The following is a 23,450-nucleotide window of genomic DNA, read 5'->3' on the forward strand; positions in this document are numbered from 1 at the left end:
TAAGAAATAAAATGGTATAATCAGGGCGGGCAAGATGCCCACCCCACAAGAATTTTACAATTTAATTTATATCTGTACCTCATTTACCAGCAATTCACTGTATCACTGAGTCAAGCAATTGTTTTTAGTGCTGCTTGGAGTTAGAAATTGGCAATCTTCTAGTTTTAGATTTTCCTAAAATTCTCAAAAATTAACAGCGAAATTGGAAAATAATTGATTTGGATTTGCTTGCGATCGCAATTTTCTCTTTCCACTTCCGGTATCATGCGGCTATCTTGGAGGGGAAAATTTTTGCAGGTAAGGTGGATAAATGTTAATGTTACTCTTCTATATAAATAATCAGCGTTACGCTCTAGCTTGTCAGCAGGTTGTGGAAGTTTTACCGCTTGTTAGCCTCAATACCCTTCCTCATGCACCTGAGTATTTTAGCGGTGTGTTTAACTATCGCGGAAAGGTTATTCCTGTATTAGATTTATGTCAGTTGATGCACAATAAACCTTGTTCTCAATACTTGAGTTCTCGCATTATCCTGGTGAAATATTGGGGAGGAAATGCTGCAAATTCTTCTGTTGTGGGTTTAATGACAGAGCGAGTGGTGGAAACCCTGCATAAGTCTGACTCACAATTAGTTGATGCTAATCTTCAGATAGGTGCTGCACCTTATTTGGGTAAGATAATTCTAGATGAGCAAGGCATGATTCAATGTCTGCGAATTGAGTATTTGTTATCAGAGTGTGAACAGGTGTTTCGGCGTTGCTGAATTGGAATATGAAATGGCAAAATGACCTTTCTTGTTCTTTATAACTTTGTGCCTTTGCGCCTTTGCGTGAGACAAATTCATATCTTGATTCAGCAACGCAGGTGTTTCTTCTACCAGCTAGTTAAATATGGCATTTCTATTATTCATAGCTGAACATGACGTATTCTGATGGCGAGGCTTTACTGAGGCGAAAAATTGGTCTAGATGCAGGTTCAATAGGCTCGGCTAGTATCGCTAGAGCAATTGAGCAGAGAATGGCAGATGGTAAAATTACAGATATAGCTGGCTATTTGCAACGATTGCAAGAATCTAGTCAGGAATGGGAAGCTTTGATTGATAATGTGATTGTTCCTGAAACTTGGTTTTTTCGGGAGCTAGAATCATTTAAGTTTTTGCAACAATATATTCAATCTGAATGGTTGAAAAATCATCCTCAGAAAGTATTGCGAATTTTGAGTGTGCCGTGTTCTACTGGGGAGGAGCCTTATTCAATTGCGATCGCACTTTTGCAAGCTGGGTTAAATCAAGCTCACTTTCACATTGATGCTGTTGATATTAGTCAAAAATGTTTGTTAGCAGCTCAACGCGGAATTTACGAAAAATATTCTTTTCGTGGCAATAGTTTATCTTTTCAAGAACGCTATTTTCAACCAACTGAGGCGGGATATCTTCTGTGTGAGGTGGTGAGAAATTCGGTACATTTTCGCCAAGCTAATTTAGCTGATGCCGATTTTTTGGTTGGTGAAGCTCCTTATGATATTGTATTTTGCCGCAACTTGTTAATATATTTTGACCGCAGTACCAAAGACCGGACTATTCGCACTTTGGAACGGTTACTTGTGACAGATGGTTTGTTATTTGTTGGTCATGCGGAAACGGGTTTGCTGTTGAAGTCACGCTTTAGTTTGGTTCCGCATTCTTTGGCTTTTGCTTATCGAAAGGCGAGTGTTTCTCGTCCTATGGTAAAACATGATAGTTTAGGCGATCGCAAAAAGCACCATCCACCAAAACAGCGCATTCCTCAACATCCCCAGTCACAGCGACAACAAATTCCCCAGACAAGCTTGCTAGATACTGCCAAAACTTTAGCTGACCAAGGTTGCTTACTGCAAGCTTACCAACTTTGCCAAGACTATCTCAAAAAAAATTTGGTTAGCGTTGAAGCCTATGTACTGCTTGGTCAAGTGCAACAAGCAATGGGTGAAAATGAACAAGCAGCAGCTTCTTTCCAAAAAGCAATTTATTTACAACCAAATCACGAAGAAGCTTTAATTCATTTAGCATTACTACGAGAACATCAAGGAGATATAGCAAATGCTCGGCTCCTTTGGCAACGTATTCAGCGTATCCATTATAAGTAATATAGCAGGTTACAGGTTACAGGTTACAGGCACTCAATCGCTGCTTAATATAAGGGTTTTATTATTTACCTATGTCCTAACCTATGTGGCTACTGCTGTGAATATAAAGCAATATCCAAAATGTAGTGGCGTGGCAAGGCTAAAATAGTGCATTAGTCAACAATCTATCATCTTACTCATCTGCGTTCATCTGTCTTGAAAAGTTTCCTACGGAGGGAAACCCTCCTACAGAACTTTTCGCTGCGTTCATCTGCGTTCAATTTTTTTCAAATCTCATGCCACATTTTAGCCTAGACAAGCCAGCAGGGTGCGTTAGTAGGAGAAACCCTAGCTATATCAAGACAATATTCATAAGTAGCGCACCCTACTAACTGTCACCTGTAACCTGTCCCCTGTCCCCTAGTATTAAGTAAGGAATTGTTAAGTTATTTATTATTTTTTGTCAACTTGTTGAACTGATAGCCTGCATGGGAAAGCTTGCTGTGATGAGGCATTTTGTCTGCCTTGATATCCGCTTATTAATTATATAGCGTTTATAAATTAACTGAATCCCATTCGCATGGCTTGAGGAGTAACTAAATATATGCAACAAGGCTTAAAACTGAATCAGTTTGTCATAGCTGGATCTGGACTAATCATTATATTAGCGAGTATTACAACTTACATTACAAAAAGAACAAATCAAGAATTATTAGCTAATGATAATCTAATTAGTAAAACTTTTGCGTTGAAAGCTGATTTGAAATATTTGGAAAAAACCCTGGTAGATGCGGAAACAGGACAGCGAGGATTCATCATTACCAATGAAGCAGAATATTTAGAGCCTTTTAATAAAGCAAAAGAAAAGTTAGGTGGTAGTTTTGCGAAAATTACCCAACAAGTTAAAGATGATAGTTTTCAACTTGCTAGCATCAATAAAATTGAAGAGTTATCTAAATATAAAATTCAAGAGTTGCAAAAGACTATTCAATTAAAAAGACAAGGGAAGAATCAAGAATTGTTGAATATAATTCTTTCCGATAAGGGTAAAATATTTATGGATCAAATTCGGCAAGAAATTGAGAAAACCCTAAATCGAGAAGATGAAATTTTAGAAGAACGACAAAAGCAAGTTACTCAAATGCAGACTTTTTCTGACATAGTTATTTGGACAAGTTATTTACTTCTTGTCCTCACAGTCATAGCAGTTTGTCTGGCTATTATCCTCATTCCCAGCAGAGCGTTGAGCAGTTCTTTACAAAATGCTTTTACCTTAGCAGAAAAAGTATCTACTGGTGATTTGACAGTTGAGGTAGAAGCCACTGCAAATGATGTGATTGGTAAGCTGATGCTGACTTTAAAAGGCATGGCAAAAAACCTGAGTAATCTTATCAGTAAAGTCCAACAATCTGGGATTCAAGCAACTTCTTCCACCACACAAATAGCAGCTTCAGGTAAACAATTAGAGGCAACAATCACAGAGCAGGTAGCATCAACGAATGAAGTAGCGGCGGCGGCGAAAGAAATTTCTGCTACTTCTAGAGAACTTGTGAAAACAATGGAAGAAGTGGCGGTGATGTCGCAAAGTACGACCATAGCAGCGACTGAGAGTCAAAAAGATTTGTTGCGGATGGAAACTACGATGCGTCAATTAGCAGAAGCAACAAATTCTATTGCGGCTAGGCTAGGAGTAATTAGTGAAAAGGCTAACAATATTAATAATATTGTGGTGACAATTACTAAAGTGGCAGACCAAACAAATTTACTGTCTTTGAATGCGGCAATTGAAGCGGAAAAAGCTGGAGAATATGGTTTAGGTTTTGCTGTGGTGGCTAGGGAAATTCGCCGTTTAGCAGACCAAACCGCAGTCGCTACTCTTGATATTGAGCAGATGGTGAAACAGATGCAATCTTCTGTTTCTACTGGTGTGATGGAAATGGATAAATTCGCCACTGAGGTAGGACGCAGTGTGGAAGATGTGGCTAATATTAGCACTCAGGTAGGGCAAATTATTGAGCAAGTGCAGGATTTAACGCCGCGTTTTGAAGTTGTCAGTCAAGGGATGGAAACTCAGTCTCAAGGAGCGCAACAAATTAGTGAGGCGATGACGCAGTTAAGTAATACTTCTGCTCAAACGGCTAGTTCTTTGCGGGAAATTAATCATGCTATTTCTCAACTTAATCAAGTTGCTCATGGTTTAAGACAGGAGATTTCGCATTTTAAAGTTATTTAGTCAGTTGACAGTTATCAGTTATCAGTTATCAGTTGTTCCTTTCCCCTTTCCCCCTTCCCCCTTCCCCTTTTCCCGCCGCTATGAATAATTGTTATCATCTTATCGGTATTGTAGGCGATCGCACTTGTCCAGAGTTAGCCCATTTTATCCATTGTCGTAACTGTCCGGTTTACTCAAATATTGGTCGTCAGTTACTTGAACGTCCCATACCGGAAAATTATCGTCGCGAGTGGACTGAGTTATTTTCCCAAACAAGGGCAGAATCTGATACCTTAACCAATACAGAAACTCTCACAGTCGTTATCTTTCGTTTGCAGCGAGAATGGTTGGCGCTGTCTACGGGAGTTTTTCAAGAAACTATCTCCCCAACTTCAATTCATACTCTACCCCATCGCAGCAACCACATATTGCGGGGATTGGTCAATATTCGTGGCGAATTACAATTGTGTATTTCTTTAACTCATCTGCTAAATTTGGAAACTGCTGATACCCCAGTCGCAGCCTTGAGTCCTGTAGTTTATCCGCGTATGGTGATGGTGGAAAAAGCGGGTAGTGTATGGGTGTTTGCTGTCGATGAACTTTACGGTGTACAACGATTTTATCAACATGAAATTCGCGATAACCCAAGCGTGACGGCGACAAATCACAACTTTGCCAAAGGATTTTTTTATTGGCGGGGAAAAAGTCTGGGTTATTTGGATGAGGAGTTATTATTTACCACCTTAGATAAAAAAGTTTGGCGATGACAAAAGAAATAGATTATAGTCAATTTTCCTTGCTCGATTTATTCAGTATGGAGGTAAAAACCCAGGTTGCTATCTTAAACGATCGCCTATTAGCACTGGAAAATCAACCCCAACCCCAAGCAGAATTAGCCGCTTTAATGCGTGCAGCTCATTCTATCAAGGGTGCAGCCAGAATTGTCCAGTTAGATTCCGTCGTCACTCTGGCGCATGGGATGGAAGACTGCTTTGTCGCAGCGCAGGCGGGAGAAATTCAGCTCAAGGCTGCTGATATTGATGTGCTGCTGGCGGTTGTGGATATGCTGTTACATATAGGTGAAGCTTGTGAAGGTAACTCTCATCCCCAATTACCAGCAGATAGGATTCAATCTTTAGTGAGTGCGATCGCGAGTATTGGCAAATCCTCACCCATAAGTCAAACTGTAACAGAATCACCTTGGGTTGTCGCTCCATCTCAGGTATTTAACCAAGTAGAGAAACCCGATATACAAAACCGAGTTGTGCGGGTGGGTGCAGACAATCTTAACTCCTTAATGGGACTAGCGGGAGAATCTTTAGTACAGGCTAAGTGGTTGGAAAGTTTCACCGACTCCCTATTGAAATTAAAAACAAATCAAACAGAGTTATTCGATTTATTGGAAGGGTTAGAAGAATTATTAAGTAAACATTCTCAACATCCCCTAGAACGGCAAATACAGGAGAAAATGACGGCTGTACGGCAAACCGCTAGTGAATGTCGCCAACTTTTAGGCGATCGCCATAATGAATTAGAATTATATTCTCAGCGTTCCACCAACCTAGCAGACCGCCTCTACCGCCAAGTCATCGCCACACATATGAGTCCCTTTGGTGAAGGCGGACAAGGTTTTCCGCGCATGGTGCGCGACATGGCTAGACAACTGGGTAAACGCATCAAACTAGAAATTATTGGCAAATCCACTTTAGTAGACCGAGACATTCTCGAACGCTTAGAAGCGCCTTTAACTCATCTTTTGCGTAACGCCGTAGACCACGGAATTGAAACACCCCAAGAACGTATAGCCGCAGGGAAACCAGAAACCGGAACAATTCGCATAGAAGTAGTTCATCGTGCAGGAATGCTATTAATTACCGTCATTGATGATGGTCGAGGGATAGACTTAGAATTTCTGCGTCAGCAAATTATCAGCAAAAACCTCAATAGTCCAGAGATAACAGCAAAACTCACCGAAGCCGAGTTAATGGAGTTTCTATTTTTACCTGGGTTTTCCACAGCCAAGACAGTGACAGAAATTTCTGGTCGGGGTGTCGGTTTGGATGTGGTACACAGCACAGTCCGGGAAGTTGGCGGCAATTTGCGGGCAGTTTCTCAGCCAGGGTGTGGTATGAGTTTTCACTTACAACTGCCCCTCACACTGTCAGTATTACGGACTCTAGTAGTGGAAATTGCTGATGAACCCTACGCCTTTGCTTTAGCACGTATTCATCGGGTGGCGATGGTTCCCAAGTCGGCAATTATGGTGTGTGAGAACCAGCCGTTTTTCATGATGAATAACCAAGCTGTAGCTTTAATTTCCGCCCATCAAGTTTTAGAATTGCCAACACAGAGAGAAAATGCCGAATTACTCCCAGTAGTGATTATAAGCGATCGCCTCAGTCACTATGGCGTAGTTGTAGATAAATTGATGGGAGAGTGCAGTTTAGTTGTCCGTCCCCTCGACCCGCGTTTAGGCAAACTTGCCAATATCAGCGCCGCCGCCTTACTAGATGATGGTTCCCCAGTGCTAATTATCGATATTGAAGACTTAGTGCGTTCTATTGCCAAACTACTTTCCAGTGGACAAATTAGCCAAGTAAATCATTCCTCCCAGCAAGAAGTCGCCAAAACTTACAAACGTGTTTTAGTAGTTGATGATTCAATTACAGTCCGAGAAATGGAGCGTAAACTATTAGAAAATAAAGGTTACAAAGTCGAAGTTGCAGTTAATGGTATGGATGGTTGGAACGCCATCCGCAGCAGCCATTATAATTTGGTAATTACCGATATTGATATGCCCAGAATGAATGGTTTTGAACTCACCAACCAAATCAAAACCCAGGAAAATTTAAAGCATATACCTGTAATTATCGTTTCCTACAAAGACAGAGAAGAAGATAGAATCAAAGGTTTAGAAGCAGGCGCAAATTACTATCTAACCAAGACCAGTTTTCATGATGACACATTGTTAAAAGCAGTAATTGATTTAATCGGCGAAGCGTAGGCAGTTGACAGTTGACAGTTGACAGTTGACAGTTATCAGTTATCAGTAGACCTCTTGCAAAAGTCGTTCTTAGAGTTCTTTTCTTTGCCTCTTTGCGCCTTTGCGTGAGACAAAAAAAGATTTATGCAAGAAGTCTAGTTATCAGTTGTTATTCTTCCCCATCTCCCCCACTCCCCAGTCCCCAACATGAGAATAGCCATCGTCAACGATATGCGTATAGCTGTAGAGGCGCTACGGCGTACCATTGTCGCCATACCAGATTATAATGTGGCATGGGTTGCTTACGATGGGGTAGAAGCTGTGACTAAGTGTGCAGCCGATACCCCTGATTTAATTTTGATGGATGTGCTGATGCCAAATATGGATGGAGTGGAAGCTACTAAGCACATCATGAATCAATCCCCTTGTGCCATTATGATGGTGACTGCCAGCGTCAACCGTTATGCGGGTAAAGTGTTTGAAGCAATGGGTTATGGTGCTTTAGATGCTATCAATACGCCTATTTGGGGTGGTACAGAACTGGTGAAAAAAATCTCTACCATCGCCAAATTAATTGGTAAGTCTCCTCGTCACAGGATAGCAAACAAACCGAATGATTTACCATTACTAATTGCGATCGGCGCTTCTACAGGCGGCCCCCAAGCATTAGTGAGAATTATCTGCCAATTTCCCCCAAATTTCCCTGCTGCTATAGTTATTATTCAACATTTAGATGCTCAGTTTACACCTAGTCTTGCTGCTTGGTTAAACGAACAAACCCCTCTGTCTGTGCAGATAGCCAACCCTGGTTCTCATCTCCAACCAGGGAAGATTTTTCTAGCGGCTAAAAATCAGCATCTGGTGTTGCGTCCTACCCTTACCCTTGACTATGAACCAGAACCCTTGGCTTGTTCCTATCATCCGTCGATTGATGTCTTCTTTGAAAGTGCGGTTAAATACTGGACTGGGAAAGGCGTAGGAGTGCTGCTTACAGGTATGGGTAGAGATGGCGCTCAAGGTTTAAAAATGATGCGAGATGCTGGCTGGCATACAATAGCCCAAGATAGCAGAACTTGCGTTGTTTATGGTATGCCGAAAGCAGCAGCAGAATTAAATGCGGCTATAGAAATTTTACCAATTGAGGCGATCGCATCTGCTTGTATTAAATCAGTGAACAGTTATCACTGAACAGTTATCAGTTGATAAAATGTATTTAATATAACTAATTACTACCAAGTAAATACTGTTTTTTTACTTTTAGTCTTTAATTGTTTTGACTAATAATTAGCAGAAATACTAATAATCTCATTAGTAAAAACTAATTGAGTTTTCTGAAACCTGTTGAAAACACTAATTTTTACAAATTAATACAAAAATCCCAACTTCCTAAAAACTAGTTAGTATTGTATTATTAATCACTTATAATTACTATTTAAATAAACAATAGGGCAATGCAAATAGAAACTATTAAGCAATCCCCGAACAGCCAAAAGTTAATACCTAATTATACTGAAGAAAAAGCGCCTGAACCCATCTCACAAGAAAATGTGGATCAAGATAAAGCCACAGTCATATTAATTGATGATCAGCTAATTATTGGTGAAGCAGTTTGCCGACTTCTTTCTGATGCTTCAGACATCTCCTTTCATTATATAAGTAATCCAACCCAAGCAATTGCACAAGCGATCGCCCTTTCCCCTACCGTAATTCTACTAGATATGGTCATGCCAGATATAGATGGCATCATGTTGTTGCGTTGGTTCCGTTCTCATCCAGCAACCCGTGATATTCCCATTGTCATGCTGTCTAGTAAAGAAGAAGCAAAACTCAAAGCAGATGCCTTCGCCGCAGGTGCAAATGATTATCTAATTAAATTACCAGATCCCATTGAGTTAATTGCTCGTATTCGCTACCATTCCCAAGCCTACAATAATCTCAAAGCACTCACCAACGCAACTATCACGGCTCAATTACAAACACAGAAGTTAGAGCATACTATAAAGCAATTACAAGCAACACAAGTACAATTAGTGCAGACAGAAAAAATGTCTGGATTAGGTAGAATAGTTGCAGGTTTAGCGCATGAGCTTAACAACCCCATAAATTTCATCAACGGTAACATCAAACATCTGAGTACCTATATTGAATCTTTATTAGAGTTAATAAACCTTTATCAGCAAGAGTATCCAGAATCAACAAATACTTTACAAGAAAAAATTGCAGATATTAACCTCGAATTTATTTTAGATGATATACCTAAAGTTTTATCATCCATGAAACTAGGAACTGAGCGTATTAGTGAAACAGTTATATCATTACGGAATTTTTCCCGCTTAGACCAAGCCGGCAAAAAAACAGTGAATATTCATGATGGTATCGAAAGCACAATACTACTTTTAAAACATCGCATCAGACAGGATATTCAAATTATTAGAGAGTATGGTGATTTACCGCTAATTGAATGTTACCCAGCAGAAATTAACCAAGTATTTATGAATATTCTCAATAATGCCATTGATGCGGTGCTAGAGGAGCAGAATAAATCAAAGGAAAAACAAATCTTAATTAAAACTGAAATGACTGCCTCACAGAAAGCAAAAATTACTTTCATAGACAGTGGCGTTGGCATTAAGCCGGAAATACAGAACAAAATCTTTGATCCATTTTTCACAACTAAGCCTGTAAATAAAGGCACAGGTTTAGGATTATCAATAGCCTACCAAATAATTAAAGAACATCAAGGCGATATCAAAGTAAAATCTGAACTTGAGCAAGGGACAGAGTTGACTATTGAAATTCCCATAAAATTAAATAAATCTTGAATGTAATTAAGAATTTAAGTAAATATTAAGTAGTAGCGCGACTGGACTAAAATAGTGCAATACCAATCTATCATCTGCGTTCATCTGCGTTCAATTTTTCCCAAATCTATTGCCACATTTTAGCCCGGTCACGCCAGTAGTAGCGTGGCAAGCTTAAACTTGTGCATTAGCGAAAAATCTATCATCTTGTTCATCTGCGTTCATCTGCGTTCATCTGCGTTCGATTTTTTCCCAATCTAATGCCACATTTTAGTCTAGACAAGCCAGTAGTGGCGTGGCAAGGCTAAAATAGTGCAATGAAAATAAATCTTGTGGTGTGGGCATCTTGTCCGCACCGGACGGGCAAGATGCCCATCCTACAAGAAAGGAATAATGCAACATTTTAGCCTTGCCAGTCCAGTAGTGGACTGTCTAGACTAAAATAGTGCAATAAAAATAAATCTTGTGGTGTGGGCATCTTGCCCGCACCGGACGGGCAAGATGCCCATCCTACAAGAAAGGAATAATGCAACATTTTAGCTGTGTCAATCCACTACTTAATATTTAATTTATAAATCATCTCTAAATCAAGCAAATTAAATTAATAATAACCACCCAATAAATAGTTTAATAAATTTAGGGCGTACCTAACTCCAAAAGCAACCTACCAATCACAGAGAAGACTATGATTTCCTTGTGTGTTTATTTAAACTTAAATTATATTTAACATTTAAAATGATTGTATTGTTTCAAAATTAATAATGAAACTAAGTTAATTTAAAATAATCAAACACCTGACAATAAAAAGTTCCTTAATTGATAAATCTTTCCTGAGCCTGTTTCGGTAATATAGAATTCAAGGTTAGCAAAAAATACACAAATCAGTTGCTCGAATATCTACTCTAGGATAGGTGCAAAAACTAGCGATCGCTACATAACCAATTTAATTACTCTTCTGAGGTAACTTCGTAGTAATGTATTAGGTATGGTTGGGTTTAAAAGAAATTTAATAAAACTTCTTTGAAACTTTAATCAGCAAAATTCAGTCAACATAGACAGGTCTGACTCTATCTTTCCCAAAGCAACTTGATTTTGGCATCATACGGTGTTTGATTCAACACATAATCTTAAATTTTCGATTTAGCTGTGACTGGCTTTAATGACTAACTTTGCAGATTAAGGTGTAAAAAATGACGATGCTACTTGTTAAAAAGCACCAGATAGCTTTAACAAAATTCATGGTTAGAGTTTAGAAGATACTGCATATCCTACCGTCGTTAGCCCGATTTAATTAATGTGGTGTGTAATGAGGCATCAACCATGACTCGAATTCGTGACGTTGTGCAACAAGCTTTAACTACTGGCTATCTAACAATTGAAGCTGAGAATCAACTACGTTATTTACTGACTACTCACTATGACTTAGAAGATTTAAATGCGTTCATGAGTTTGCAAGAAGCTGCTATGAGCGGTAGAGTCAAGCAGGAGTCTCGTGAACGCTGTGGCGTAAAGTGAACAGTTATCAGTGAACAGTTATCAGTGAACACCACCTTTTAAGAAACACAGGAGTGTAGGGGTGTAAGGGTATAGGGGAAGAAAAAAGTGTTTCTTCTATATTTTGTGCTTTGCGTAGTCGCGCTAGTTAGAGGCTGATAACTGATAACTGATAACTGATAACTGATAACTGATAACTGATAAAGCTCATTCATCATCATCAAAACCCCAATCATCGTCATCATCATTGGCTGTATCTTTAGGTGGTGGCTGATATGGGGGGATGATGACTCGGTAATCAGCATCATAAACTGATTCGGTTTTCCCGGCGGCTGTGTTTTTTGGTTCTCTGTAGCTGTAAGAATAGGTGGAACCAGACTTAGTACCGCTTTTAGGTTGTTGTGGGCGTTCGTAAGTAGAAGAGTCTGAAAATGAATCAGACTGAGAATTGTTTGTCGTTGCGTTCCTTGGCTTCTCTTCAATATCCCAGTCATCATCTGCACTATTGGTTTCCCAATCATCAAACTCATCATTAGAAGCGTAGTCGGTTTTATTTGCTGGTTCTTTGCTGGGTGGGGGAGGTGTAAATTCTTCCTTGCGGTTGGCTGTACTACGTCTGGAGGTGGTTGATTTAGGTGGGACTTGGCGTGGTTGCCCACCAAAATAACTAGATAATCTAAACAAGCTAGTTATTAATAAAGATGTGCCAGCACCAGCCGCCGTACTAAATAGTATCCACAACGCCAAGGGTAATGGCTGGCTTCGCATACCTAAAAATACCAGAGGTAACGCTGGCGACAGATTTTGAACTAACAACAGTGTTAGCCCACCTAGTACTGCTACTAATAAAGTTAAGCGAATTACAGCCATAGAATTACGAATTACCCTCCCTCCATCTTTTTAAGGGTACACAATCGATATCGAGTTGGTCTAATGTACGGGCGACGACAAAATCAACTAAGTCCTCAATTGTTTGCGGGTTGTGATACCAAGCCGGGATCGCGGGGACAATGCGGACTCCTGTTTCCGCTAGGGTGGTTAAGTTTCGCAGGTGAATTAGGCTAAAAGGGGTTTCCCTGGGAACGATAACTAGTTTACGTCCTTCTTTAAGCTGAACATCAGCAGCCCGTTCTAATAAGTCGGAACTTAAGCCATTTGCTAGCTTGGCTACTGTACCCATACTACAGGGAATCACAATCATCCCCAAGGTGCGAAAGGAACCACTGGCAATATTGGCTCCGACATCGTTCCAAGGATGGCAACGCAGTTTACCGGCATGAGCAACTCCGGCTTGTTCTCGCCAGAATTGCTCTTGTTGGCTTGGTTCTGCTGGCATCCGAATTTCCTGTTCTGCTTGCCAAACCATGTATGTTGATTTAGAGGCGACTAATTCAATTTCATAGTCGGCTGCGAGCAGGTATTTCACGGCGCGAACGGCGTAAATCAGTCCAGATGCTCCTGATACGCCGATAATTAGAGGTTTTTTATGTTGTGACACCAGATGCTTAACAAAACTTATTCTTCATCATCAGCATAGGGATCTAAGTCGTCAGAATCAAGGTCATTTGGTAGGTATATATCACCAATATCACCATTAATATCACCGATACCGAGATTTTTGGGTATGCCATCACTACCGACGGTGACTAAATCAATCTGCTGGCGATAGTAATCGACGCTCTTAACTTGGACGGAGACGCGATCGCCTAATCTATAAGAAGCACGATTTTTTCTGCCAAAGAGTGCTTGTTGTCTGGCGCGGTACTCATACCAGTCATCTTTGAGGGAACTGACGTGTACCAACCCTTCCACCCGCAAGGGTACACCAGTATTAGTGGCGGCTTCGGTGGCTGGGACTTCAATTTCCACAAAGAAACCGTAGGACTGCACACCAGTAATCACACCTTGGAAGACTTGCCCAATGCGCTGTTTCATCAGTTGGGCTTTTTGCAACCCTGCTAAGTCGGCTTCGGCTTCTTGGACTTCCTTCTCCCTGTCGTTGATTTGAATTATCACCCTAGTCAAGTCGCTTTGCATTTCCTGCTGCAACTCTGGTGCTAACACATTCCAATTAATTTCCGCATGGCTGGAGGAGTGGCGCAGGTTTACCCGTTCCTTGACTCTGGTGTTGCGGCGATCGCGTCCGTTTTCCAATAGCTGATAATATACTCTTTGCATCAGCAAATCTGGATAACGGCGCATGGGCGAGGTGAAGTGTGTGTATTGCGGTAGTGCTAAACCAAAGTGAGGCGCTTTGGTGGTGCTATACGCCGCCGGCTTGAGGGTATCTTGCAACAGATAAGTTAACACCTGTTCTGAGGGAGACTCGGCAAAAGCCCTAGTTAACTGTTGATAATCTAGAGGTTCAATTTCTACATCTGGTTCTAACGCCAGTTCAACCCCTAGATTAATTGCCAGTTTCAGCATTTCTTGCACATCTTCCGAGTCTGGTGTACCTTGAACTCGCCAGATAGCGGGGACACCTAAAGCATTTAGATGGGTAGCTATCAACTCATTAACTAATAATACCAATTCCGTCAGCAGCGATCGCAATGGCGAATCACTCACCAGCACAGCCCCTAAAATACCTTCATCATAGTAGGGGTTTTGATTCGACGGCAGATTTAACTGCAAACTCCCACGAGTCAGGCGTGATTCTTTGATACCTCCGGTAATGGTAGCTAAGTTTTGCAGTATTTCTACTACCTGTGGTGAATCTTTTTTCCCAACTTCACCTTGAAGAATAGCTTGGGCTTGTTCCTTGGTGATGCTGCTGTCTACGTTAATGACGCTTGGTTGAATTTCCCATTCCAAAACTTCCCCTGATTGGGGAGAAATGGTAATTAAGAAAGATAATGCCAAGCGATCGCTTAGAGTGACTAGTGAAGCGCGATCGGCCACCGTATCTGGTAACATAGGCAATACCAAGTCACCCAAATATACCGACCTACCCCGCTTAATTGCTTCCCTATCTAGAGGTTCATCTGGTTGCACATAGTGGGAAACATCGGCAATATGAAAACCTAATTGCCAATTGCCAGCAATCGTTTTTTCTAAACTCAGGGCATTTTCTATTACCTTGGTATCACTATTGATGCCAGTGATCGTAAAGATAAATAGATTGCGTAAATCTAGTTTATTTTTTAGGTCTGCTTTGAGTAACCTTTTAGGTAACTTAGCAGCTGCATCTAATATTGACTCAGGGAAATTACGGGCTAAATCATGCTTACAGGTAACTAAATCTATATCTGCCGCCGCTTCCGCATCACTGCCCAAAATCTGCACTACGCGACCTAAAGGCGGATATTGGGCTAAAGGATAACGCAGGACTTCGACATGGGCGAGGTGATCAATTGCCTCTTCTAGCTTCAACTTGTTAGCGAGAATTTTTAGTTCAAACAACAGTCGGTCATCCAAGGGGACAGCACGGAAACCACCTTCTACTTGCTTAATTCGCGCCAGTAGCGTGTGATTAGAACGTTCCAGAATCAGCTTCACCTCACCCTCTGGGGAACGGCGACGACTACCTTCTTTGAGAACACGTACCAAAACGCGATCGCCATTCCACGCATTACTCAGGTGACTTTCTCGGATATAAATATCCTCAGCCCCTTCCACGTCTTGAATTGCAAAGCAAAAGCCCTTACTCGAACAACGTAACTTAGCTTCAATTAATCCTTCCTCGGAAATGCGGCGATATTTTCCCCGTTCTTTCGCCAAAATCCCGATTTTCTCCAGCACTTCCAGGGCAATGTGGAGTTTTTCTAAACTGTCTTCATCCTCGCATCCTAGTTTCTTTTCCAAAACTTTGCGAGCTACCAATTTATCATCGGTGAAATTGGCAAGGAGTGTAGCGATTGAAAATTCCATGCAGTGAACCGACCTTTGGTCAAAAAATCATGTTTGCTTGAACTTGGTTCTTTGCCGTATACCCTCACGGCTTACAGATACTAGCTGGAAACGAATTACCCTCAGATTGAGTTCCCACGCATCCCACAAAGGAAGCTAACTCAAGCTAAAAGTAAGGTGCTTCTTCACAAGATCCTCCGCGTAGGTTGCTTCTTCGCAAGAGTACACCTTGAAGAACTTCTCACTGCACGACAACAAAGTTAGCTGACGCTGGGGTTCCTTCATCTAACCAAACTGAGAGATTACGCCTGATTCGCATTTGCCCCATCCGGTAAATACGCAACTGGTTTTGAGAGGCTGGTTTAAGATTTACTCTCCACGCTGACCAAAAGCGTTACATAGGGGAAAATACAGGTGTTTGATTGTCTAGCTTGAAGGTACTTTTACGCCATGATACTCTGATTTTTACTAGGAGAACTGCTGAATCACCCAATTTGTCCTTATGTAGAATCGGTCACAATTAGGCAGCAGCTTAATAAGCAGTGAGGGCGAACCGTATCTCCATTATTGTAGATTCAGAGCGTACTTCCAGAAAATACTTCTGGATGTTGAATTGGGTAAATAGTATAGCATTATTAGTCAACCCACCTAGAATTAAGCAGCAGAAGCGAAAAATATAGCCAATTGTAATAATTCTTCAGAAGGCAGGAGGAGTGGGGGGAGTGGGGCTTTCAAGGGCAGGTTTTTTACACTTCGACCCAAAAACACTGATTTTAGGGTGTAAGGGTATAAGGGTGTAGGGGTGTAGGGGTAGATGAAAGTCTGATAATTTCCTGAATCTTATAGTCCTCACTGATTACTTTATGAAAAACCTGCCCTTAAGAGGGGGAGTGGGGGGAGTGGGGGGAGATGAGGGAGATGAGGGAGATGAGGGAGATGAGGGAGATGAGGGAGATGAGGGAGAACTGATAACTGATAACTGACAACTGATAACTGTCACCTGTCACCTGTCAACGTAGATGTCAAGTTAAAATAAATCCACATAGCAATTTTCGACAAGGTTGGGTACACAGGTAGCATCAACCCCGTAATTCCGTAGATTTAGATTTGGTGGCAGTATTATGTTGGCTCAATTCCAGAGCTTGTATCCCAACGGCAGTTTAACATCTGAATTAGTGCAAATTTTTCAGGGAAAATATATCGTTCGGGCAAGCGTTCAAATTGAAGGTGTAACTCGCGCAACGGGTATGGCGGCAGCAGAAACCGTGGAAGCAGCCGAAGACAAAGCAAGAACCAGAGCGCTGACCGTTTTGGGGATTACAGATGCGCCACAGGCATCAGTATCATCTTCGGTTCCAGTCGCTAGTGCCGCATCCCCGGTACAGCAGGTACAGATTAATCCTACCCCTAGCGAACCGACTTATCCCCCGATTAAAAATGAAGATTTTGGTAGTAAAAATTGGTCAGTCACCAGCAATCATGATGAAAGCAAAGACGTAGTGAGTAGTTTTACACCCAAAACTGAAGCAGCCAAAACTAGTAAAAACAATACCCCAGATTTCATTCCCAGTGTACCTACTACTACCTACCAAGAACCAGAATTTGAACCACCAATAGAAGACCTACCTCTGTTATCATCCAAACAGCCAGAACTTCCTCCCATACCGGAAGTAAATAATAATGTCACCCCATTTACCCCCCGCAGTTACACACCGCAAGAGAATGTAACTAGCATATCAGGTGGCACAGGGAAGAAAAAGAAAAAAGCCGAGCCTGTAGATTTATCAGATGTAATTGCTAAAACTGATGTCGAATTGCAGCGCTTAGGTTGGACACCAGAACAAGGAAGAGAATATTTAATCAAAACCTACGGTAAGCGCGGACGCACTTTATTAACAGAAGACGAATTACACAGCTTCCTCAAATACCTAGAATCTCAACCCGATCCAATTGCCGGATTTTAATTAGTTCGTAGTAAGGACTTTAGTCCTAAAATTATTCAGCACTAAAGTGCTTACTACAAACAATCACTACTGACTAACCATAGCTACCGGACGGCTACCAGCAGAGTTACGGTCAATCACTTGGTCAATCAAGCCGTATTCTTGGGCTTCATGAGGAGACATGAAGAAATCACGCTCAGTATCTTCCGCAATACGCTCAATTGGTTGACCAGTGTGTTCAGCTAGATACTCATTTAACCGCCGCTTGTGGTATAAAATTTCTCGCGCCTGAATTTCAATATCAGTTGCTTGACCTTGAGCGCCGCCTAGAGGTTGGTGAATCATAATCCGTGAATGGGGTAAACTCATCCGCTTACCTTTAGTACCAGCACTGAGGAGAAAAGCACCCATACTAGCCGCCAATCCTGTACAGATGGTACAGACATCAGGGCGAATATGTTTCATAGTATCAAAAATCCCCATACCGGCAGTTACAGAACCACCAGGAGAATTTATATACAAGTAAATATCTTTCTCTGGGTCTTCAGCGTCTAAAAACAGTAATTGAGCCACAATCAAGTTAGCCAAGTTGCTATCAACCTGTTGACCCAAAAAAATAATCCGCTCACGCAATAGCCGTGAGTAAATATCAAAGGCGCGTTCGCCTCGACCAGATTGTTCAATGACGATAGGAATAGTCATGCAGCGTGATTTTACCTAATTTGCATTCATTTTATCAACTGGGGGCTGGGGATTGGGGATTGGGGACTGGGCGGAAATCCTAACCAGGGGAAGGGGGAAAGGGGAAAGGGGAAGGGGGAAAGGGAAAAGGGGAAGGGGGAAGGGGGAAGCTCACAAGTGTAGGTTTTTAATATAGCAGTGAGTAAGGACTATAAAACTAACGAGAAAATCATTGTTTCATCTACCCCTACACCCCTACACCCCTACACCCTTACACCCCAAACCAAGGTTTTTAGAACACCAGTAAAAAACCTACACCTGTCAGGAAAGGGGAAAGGGGAAAGGGAAAAGGGGAAGGGGGAAAATAACAACTGTCAACTGTCAACTGTCAACTGTCAACTGTCAACTGTCAACTGATTAAGCCTACCTACTTTGGTAGATGTTCATAACTCATCAGGCACTTTTGATAGTGGGATGCGTCTAGAAAAATGAGTGCTGGGCGATCGCTCGTTTCATAATCAGGATGACTCAATTATGTAAATTGGCGATCGCCTACAAATCCCATTTTTCAGTAAAGCTTTAACTTTTCTTTAGCTTTTTTATCAGCCAATATACTGGATATTGCCGTTAAATCCGGTAAACCAATAAAACGGGGTGTAGTTAAACTCAGCAATTTCACAGGCAATGCTATCAATTGAGGGAGACCTGCCATGCTAGAAAAACTTGTGCAAGCCGCCATCATCACTTTCTTGCTCCACCTGATAGCAGGAATTAATCCCAATAGTAAAATCCAATCAAGAATGGTTACACCTGCACCGGAAATGCCAGCATCATCGCTTGTTAGTTTTTTGCGTTCTCTACAATAAGGGACTTCTAACTCAAAAAATATCCCATCATTAGGGTAAGCAGGGGAGCAGGGGAGCAGAGGAGCAGGGGAGCAGGGGAGCAGGGGAGCAGAAGAGTTTTTTAATTATCTTCGCTTTGGCTGAATGATTTCATTTTTGGCAGTCCCTAACCTCTAGCCCCTATTCTCAGTTTAACGTAAACAAAGATACAATATTTCCTTCCATCGCCCTACATTTATTGCCCAAACTACATTCATATTGGGCTGTTTATGTAGAACACCTAGCTGATCAACTACTGTAGCGCCCCTAGTTAGTTCACTCGTAATTTCCACATCTACAAAGTATTTGCCTTGACTTGTGACAATATCTGGATCAAGGGCAACTGCGATCGCTACAGGATCAGCTAAGGTTAAACCAACAGCACCTTGTATTTTCATGGAAGCCTCCAAGGCTGTTTGATTGCACTCCATTGCTAAACGCGCCCTTTGGGTTCCCAAGTTCATCACTGTTTCCACTTCCGCCGCCGTCAACGCTGCATCGTGGCGGCTCAACTCCCACCCTACCATCTCCATCGCCATCCCGCTATGAAAGACAATCTTGGCGGCTTCTGGGTCTACCCAAATGTTATACTCAGCCGCAGGTGTGACGTTACCGACTGTATTAGCAGCACCGCCCATAATTACGCAACGCTGAACTAATGCGGCAATTTCTGGGGCTTTTAACAGCGCAGCAGCAATATTTGTCAACGGCCCCAACGTCACCAGCGTAATTTCCCCTGGATATTTTTTAATAGTGTCAATAATTGCATCAATGGCGTGTTTTGATTCGGGTTTTCTTTTCGGTTCTGGATAGTACATATTACCCATACCATCTTTGCCATGAAACCAATCAGCATAACTAAATTCACGTAGCATTGGCTTAGTACAACCGACATATACAGGCGTGGAGGCGTTGCATACATCAAGGGTATATAAAGCATTCTTCACCCCTTGCTCAACGGGAACATTACCGTTAACTATTGTCACCGCGACAACTTCCACATCTGGCCAATGGTGCGCCATAATGAGCGCCACCGCATCATCCGAAGCCGTATCTGTGTCGATGATAAATTTACGCATATGATGAGGGTTAATAAAAACAACTAAAGAAAGAGTTTTGCTGATTCAGGACTTACCCAACTGGCACTTGGGGTAGGGTGCGTCAGATGTGAAAAATCCTTGAATGTGTACCAAATTATTAGGGCTGACGCACCCTACAGTTAGTTTGATTATGACAATGAAAAAAAGTTTTGCTGATTATAAAAAGCTACAACAAAAGAACACAATTAACAATTCGCGCATTCACGCATTCGCGCATTAAAGACATTTTTAGTTGGGGATTTAAACCCCAACTGAAAATTTGCTACGTACAGACGTAGGGGTCTTTAAACCTCGGAATTACGATAAAATCAAAATTCCACAATTAAAAAAACAACTTTCAACTGTCAACTGTCTAATAAAAAACTGACTCGAAAAGCACAATTTTAATGCTGTATTTTATTTAGCAAAAATCCATTAAATCTTTAACAGGTTAACCAGTTAATCGAGCATAAATTTTTATTATCTCACCAAATAATAATGAACTAACATTTTTATATTCCTGGTGTTTTATATAAAGATGGCAATAACCACTGATAGACCGAGATTAACTGTACCTGGGCCTAATCCTTTACCCATTTTTGGACGTATAGCACCGCTTATTGGATATGTCAAAGACTCTATCACTTTATCGCGTTGTCTATTTAAAAAATATGGTTCAGTGGTGTCTTTAGTGGCAGGAGGCGGGACAAATATTTACTCATCAGAAGATTACTGTCCCGGTACTGTGTTGGCTTATGGCCCGGAAAATGTTCGCCAAGTGACAACACAGCATGAGGTTTATCACAAATATCCTTTAACTGGAGGCTTGTATCGCAAGCGTCATGAGTCTCCACGCACGGAAACCTTAAAAAATTTTGGTGTGGGGTTATTTGGGGTTAACAGCACAACTCATCGTCAACACCGCCAGCTATTAATGCCGGCTTTTCATAGACAGCGCATTGAGTCCTATTGTGATGATATTGTGACTATTACCCAGTCGGCGCTAGAACAATTATCAATAGGTCAGTCTGTTAATCTTTGTGAAGTGATGCGAATGCTGACTTTGCGCGTGGCGACTAAAACCTTATTTGGTGCGGATATTGGTGATGAGGGGTTTAAGAGTGCGAGATTATTGCAGGAAATTGGCACTTTGTTGGGTTCACCTGCGATCGCCATCTTACCCTTTGATGTCCCAGGGCTACCTTTTCACCGTCTCCTCAGTTTGATGGCGCAATTAGATGAGCAGATGCGTACCCTCATACGCCAAAAACAAGCCCAAGGCTTAGACTCAAAGGATGTCCTCTCAATGCTTATCCAAGCGCGGGATGCGGACAGTGGTTTGGGACTAACGGAAAATGAATTGCTAGGTCATGTCAGCGTCATCTTTGCGGCTGGTCATGAAACTAGCGCCAACGCCTTAACCTGGACGTTATTTTTACTTTCCCAACATCCCCAAGTAGCCGCCGACTTGCTTGATGAGTTAGAGAGTGTTTTGCAAGGCGCAGCACCTACTGTAGAGAAGTTGCAGCAATTACCCTTGCTAGACCGAGTAATTAAAGAAAGTTTGCGAATTTTACCGCCTGTACCTTGGAATGCGCGAGTAACATCGCAACCAACATCTTTAGGAGGGTATGAATTACCGACAGGGACGGAAGTTTTCGTCAGCATTTACCACACCCATCATATGCCGGAAATCTTCCCCAACCCAGAGAAGTTTGCTCCCCAGCGCTGGGAACTCAAAGAACCCACAATGTATGAATACAACCCTTTTAGCGCTGGGTCTCGCATTTGTATAGGCGCACCCTTTGCGCTGATGGAGATAAAAATTGTCTTAGCAATGCTGTTAACTCAATATCGCCTGCAATACCTTTCTCAGCAACGGTTAGACAGGGATGCACTAATTGTCATGGCTCCCAAATATGGAATGCAAATGCTGATCCACAAACAAGACCGCCAATTTACCCAGGGTGTGGGGAAAGTGCGAGGTAATGTATGTGAGATGGTAGAACTAAATAATTAAGTCAGGAGGCAGGAGGCAGGAGATTTTGAGCTTCTTGACCTTGACTTATGTAGTTCAGTCTATTTGCCTGTTCCTACTTAATACCAATTCCCCAAAATTCAGCAGCAGACACAAACTTTAAAACTCAAATCAGATGTGAATTTCTGAATTTTTGAATTTTGAATGAGCGAATTTTGAATTGATATGAGCTATCAGCTGTCAGCTGTCAGTTAATCACTATCAAGCTGACGGCTGAATGCTGATAGCTATTTAAGCCATTTGGTTTTCAATCGCCCACCGTGCGAGTTCGGTGCGGTTGTGGAGATTGGTTTTGCCCAACATATTGGACACATGGCTTTCAACGGTGCGCTGACTAACGTTTAATTCTTCAGCAATTTCGCGGTTAGCTAAACCCCTGGCGACAAACTGCACTACCTTGAGTTCGGTGGGAGTTAACTGCACATCGAAAGGAACTTGAATGCGGGAGCCGTTTTCCCCGCCTTTGACTTGGTGTTCCTTCCAACGGATAGTTTGTTTCAGTGAAGATTCTACTTGTGCAACGAGTTCTTCTGGTTCAAAAGGTTTGACCATGTAAACATCTGCACCTTTGTTCAGACCTTTAACTCGGTCTGCACTTTGTCCTTTCGCTGAGAGGAAAAGAACAGGAATCCAACTGGTGCGTTCATTTTGCCGGACTTGTTCAACAAAGGTATATCCGTCCATTTCTGGCATCATCACGTCACAGATGATCATGTCTGGAACATCATGTTCGAGAATTTCCAGAGCTTCTCTTCCGTTTTCTGCCGTGATGACTTCGTATCCTCTAAATTCCAAGTAGTCCTTCACCAGCAAGATGAGGTTAGGGTCATCATCAATTAATAGGAGTCGTTTGTGATCTTTCATGCTGGGCTCTTTCATAGCAGTGGCACTTGTCGCGCTTCGATCCATCAAGGTCTTGAATGGTTATCCTTATATGGTGGATTGTTGAGATGTTGTCATTTTTCCCACTTAAGTTGCCCTTTCTTCCTTGGAGTCTTCAAAGTGGTTTTCACTTTCGATGACATCACCAGTGCATTGGCAAAATTCCAGTAAGGATACGCAGAGCAATAGTATTATAATGCGCTATTATATCTCCCTTTGAAAATTGCGGGTGAAAATACACTGATTAAATAATAATCTTTCTAGTCACAAGTAAGTATTGGCTTAAGATGACCCTAGCTGCAACACAACCCGCGTTTTCATTGGCTTACTGCTCTACAAATACCCTTCAGATTTTAAGCCTTTGTTAGATGTTTACAAGCAAGTAAGGGAACTTTCGGCAAAGGATGGGTTAAAAATGATATTCTTGCACCACCATTATGCCTATCAAGTGTTCTTGGATGATCCGCTCAATAACCTCCGGGTTTGCTTGGCGAAACCAGACAC

The 23,450-nt window shown here is 41.7% G+C and carries 18 protein-coding genes; 11 read left to right on the top strand and 7 right to left on the bottom strand.

The window, feature by feature from the left end; translation table 11 throughout:
- The first annotated feature begins 316 nt into the window (after positions 1–316).
- The 8 genes from H6G83_RS09340 (at position 317) to H6G83_RS09375 (ending at position 11,611) form a co-directional block, all read left to right on the top strand.
- Positions 317–760, top strand: a complete 444-nt coding sequence (locus tag H6G83_RS09340) for a chemotaxis protein CheW (protein WP_242044506.1) — start codon at positions 317–319, stop codon at positions 758–760.
- A 155-nt stretch (positions 761–915) separates the two neighbouring features.
- A complete protein-coding gene (locus tag H6G83_RS09345; RefSeq protein WP_190470388.1) occupies positions 916–2,121 on the top strand; it encodes a CheR family methyltransferase in 1,206 nt (401 codons plus the stop codon).
- A gap of 583 nt (positions 2,122–2,704) precedes the next feature.
- On the top strand, positions 2,705–4,333 hold the full coding sequence (locus H6G83_RS09350; RefSeq protein WP_190470391.1) for a methyl-accepting chemotaxis protein: 1,629 nt from the start codon (positions 2,705–2,707) through the stop codon (positions 4,331–4,333).
- An 80-nt stretch (positions 4,334–4,413) separates the two neighbouring features.
- Entirely contained in the window at positions 4,414–5,079 is a 666-nt protein-coding gene (locus tag H6G83_RS09355) for a chemotaxis protein CheW (RefSeq protein WP_190470395.1), read from the top strand.
- Positions 5,076–7,316 carry a hybrid sensor histidine kinase/response regulator gene (locus H6G83_RS09360; RefSeq protein WP_190470399.1) on the top strand — a complete coding sequence of 747 codons (2,241 nt, stop codon included), beginning with the start codon at positions 5,076–5,078 and terminating at the stop codon, positions 7,314–7,316. Before H6G83_RS09355 ends, H6G83_RS09360 begins: the two co-directional genes overlap by 4 nt.
- Before the next feature lie 186 nt (positions 7,317–7,502).
- On the top strand, positions 7,503–8,483 hold the full coding sequence (cheB, locus tag H6G83_RS09365) for a chemotaxis response regulator protein-glutamate methylesterase (protein WP_190470401.1): 981 nt from the start codon (positions 7,503–7,505) through the stop codon (positions 8,481–8,483).
- 263 nt (positions 8,484–8,746) lie between these two features.
- The gene (locus H6G83_RS09370; RefSeq protein ID WP_190470404.1) at positions 8,747–10,117 is read left to right on the top strand and encodes a sensor histidine kinase; all 1,371 of its coding nucleotides are present in this window, start codon (positions 8,747–8,749) and stop codon (positions 10,115–10,117) included.
- A 1,299-nt stretch (positions 10,118–11,416) separates the two neighbouring features.
- A complete protein-coding gene (locus tag H6G83_RS09375) occupies positions 11,417–11,611 on the top strand; it encodes a hypothetical protein (protein WP_190470407.1) in 195 nt (64 codons plus the stop codon).
- Positions 11,612–11,797: 186 nt separating this feature from the next.
- On the opposite strand, the gene H6G83_RS09380 is transcribed toward H6G83_RS09375, so the two are convergent.
- The 3 genes from H6G83_RS09380 to H6G83_RS09390 are packed head-to-tail and all read right to left on the bottom strand — an operon-like array spanning position 11,798 to position 15,460.
- On the bottom strand, positions 11,798–12,460 hold the full coding sequence (locus tag H6G83_RS09380; RefSeq protein WP_190470410.1) for a LapA family protein: 663 nt from the start codon (positions 12,458–12,460) through the stop codon (positions 11,798–11,800).
- Positions 12,461–12,464: 4 nt separating this feature from the next.
- Positions 12,465–13,088 carry a flavin prenyltransferase UbiX gene (locus H6G83_RS09385; protein WP_190470413.1) on the bottom strand — a complete coding sequence of 208 codons (624 nt, stop codon included), beginning with the start codon at positions 13,086–13,088 and terminating at the stop codon, positions 12,465–12,467.
- A gap of 17 nt (positions 13,089–13,105) precedes the next feature.
- Entirely contained in the window at positions 13,106–15,460 is a 2,355-nt protein-coding gene (locus H6G83_RS09390) for a ribonuclease R family protein (protein WP_190470416.1), read from the bottom strand.
- 1,100 nt (positions 15,461–16,560) lie between these two features.
- On the opposite strand from H6G83_RS09390, the gene H6G83_RS09395 reads away from it, so the two are divergent.
- A complete protein-coding gene (locus H6G83_RS09395; protein WP_190470419.1) occupies positions 16,561–17,403 on the top strand; it encodes a hypothetical protein in 843 nt (280 codons plus the stop codon).
- A gap of 66 nt (positions 17,404–17,469) precedes the next feature.
- Here H6G83_RS09395 and clpP read toward each other — a convergent pair whose 3' ends face one another.
- Both clpP and H6G83_RS09405 read right to left on the bottom strand, forming a co-directional pair.
- Positions 17,470–18,084 (bottom strand): ATP-dependent Clp endopeptidase proteolytic subunit ClpP, encoded by a 615-nt coding sequence (clpP, locus tag H6G83_RS09400; protein WP_190470422.1) that lies wholly within the window; start codon positions 18,082–18,084, stop codon positions 17,470–17,472.
- Between the two features lie 547 nt (positions 18,085–18,631).
- A complete protein-coding gene (locus H6G83_RS09405) occupies positions 18,632–18,775 on the bottom strand; it encodes a hypothetical protein (protein WP_190470425.1) in 144 nt (47 codons plus the stop codon).
- On the opposite strand from H6G83_RS09405, the gene H6G83_RS09410 reads away from it, so the two are divergent.
- The gene (locus tag H6G83_RS09410) at positions 18,774–18,929 is read left to right on the top strand and encodes a hypothetical protein (protein WP_190470429.1); all 156 of its coding nucleotides are present in this window, start codon (positions 18,774–18,776) and stop codon (positions 18,927–18,929) included. The two genes, H6G83_RS09405 and H6G83_RS09410, sit on opposite strands and share 2 nt — an antisense overlap.
- A 170-nt stretch (positions 18,930–19,099) precedes the next feature.
- Here H6G83_RS09410 and H6G83_RS09415 read toward each other — a convergent pair whose 3' ends face one another.
- Positions 19,100–20,026: a nucleoside hydrolase gene (locus H6G83_RS09415; RefSeq protein WP_190470432.1), complete on the bottom strand. Its 927-nt coding sequence runs from the start codon at positions 20,024–20,026 to the stop codon at positions 19,100–19,102.
- A 538-nt stretch (positions 20,027–20,564) separates the two neighbouring features.
- Between H6G83_RS09415 and H6G83_RS09420 the strand changes: the two genes are divergently transcribed.
- Positions 20,565–22,046, top strand: a complete 1,482-nt coding sequence (locus H6G83_RS09420) for a cytochrome P450 (RefSeq protein ID WP_190470437.1) — start codon at positions 20,565–20,567, stop codon at positions 22,044–22,046.
- A gap of 249 nt (positions 22,047–22,295) precedes the next feature.
- Here the strand turns inward: H6G83_RS09420 and H6G83_RS09425 are convergent, their stop codons facing one another.
- Positions 22,296–22,973 (bottom strand): response regulator transcription factor, encoded by a 678-nt coding sequence (locus tag H6G83_RS09425; protein WP_190470441.1) that lies wholly within the window; start codon positions 22,971–22,973, stop codon positions 22,296–22,298.
- Between the last annotated feature and the right edge of the window lie 477 nt (positions 22,974–23,450).

The sequence above is a fragment of the Anabaena azotica FACHB-119 genome (assembly GCF_014697625.1).
Classification (GTDB): Bacteria; Cyanobacteriota; Cyanobacteriia; order Cyanobacteriales; family Nostocaceae; genus Trichormus; species Trichormus azoticus_A.

Bases quoted from the DNA above. Each gene is read 5' to 3' on its own strand.
- H6G83_RS09340 (WP_242044506.1), top strand. From the start codon at position 317: ATGTTACTCTTCTATATAAATAATCAGCGTTACGCTCTAGCTTGTCAG.
- H6G83_RS09345 (WP_190470388.1), top strand. From the start codon at position 916: ATGACGTATTCTGATGGCGAGGCTTTACTGAGGCGAAAAATTGGTCTA.
- H6G83_RS09350 (WP_190470391.1), top strand. From the start codon at position 2,705: ATGCAACAAGGCTTAAAACTGAATCAGTTTGTCATAGCTGGATCTGGA.
- H6G83_RS09355 (WP_190470395.1), top strand. From the start codon at position 4,414: ATGAATAATTGTTATCATCTTATCGGTATTGTAGGCGATCGCACTTGT.
- H6G83_RS09360 (WP_190470399.1), top strand. From the start codon at position 5,076: ATGACAAAAGAAATAGATTATAGTCAATTTTCCTTGCTCGATTTATTC.
- cheB (WP_190470401.1), top strand. From the start codon at position 7,503: ATGAGAATAGCCATCGTCAACGATATGCGTATAGCTGTAGAGGCGCTA.
- H6G83_RS09370 (WP_190470404.1), top strand. From the start codon at position 8,747: ATGCAAATAGAAACTATTAAGCAATCCCCGAACAGCCAAAAGTTAATA.
- H6G83_RS09375 (WP_190470407.1), top strand. From the start codon at position 11,417: ATGACTCGAATTCGTGACGTTGTGCAACAAGCTTTAACTACTGGCTAT.
- H6G83_RS09380 (WP_190470410.1), bottom strand. From the start codon at position 12,460: ATGGCTGTAATTCGCTTAACTTTATTAGTAGCAGTACTAGGTGGGCTA.
- H6G83_RS09390 (WP_190470416.1), bottom strand. From the start codon at position 15,460: ATGGAATTTTCAATCGCTACACTCCTTGCCAATTTCACCGATGATAAA.
- H6G83_RS09395 (WP_190470419.1), top strand. From the start codon at position 16,561: ATGTTGGCTCAATTCCAGAGCTTGTATCCCAACGGCAGTTTAACATCT.
- clpP (WP_190470422.1), bottom strand. From the start codon at position 18,084: ATGACTATTCCTATCGTCATTGAACAATCTGGTCGAGGCGAACGCGCC.
- H6G83_RS09410 (WP_190470429.1), top strand. From the start codon at position 18,774: ATGCTAGAAAAACTTGTGCAAGCCGCCATCATCACTTTCTTGCTCCAC.
- H6G83_RS09405 (WP_190470425.1), bottom strand. From the start codon at position 18,775: ATGGCAGGTCTCCCTCAATTGATAGCATTGCCTGTGAAATTGCTGAGT.
- H6G83_RS09415 (WP_190470432.1), bottom strand. From the start codon at position 20,026: ATGCGTAAATTTATCATCGACACAGATACGGCTTCGGATGATGCGGTG.
- H6G83_RS09420 (WP_190470437.1), top strand. From the start codon at position 20,565: ATGGCAATAACCACTGATAGACCGAGATTAACTGTACCTGGGCCTAAT.
- H6G83_RS09425 (WP_190470441.1), bottom strand. From the start codon at position 22,973: ATGGATCGAAGCGCGACAAGTGCCACTGCTATGAAAGAGCCCAGCATG.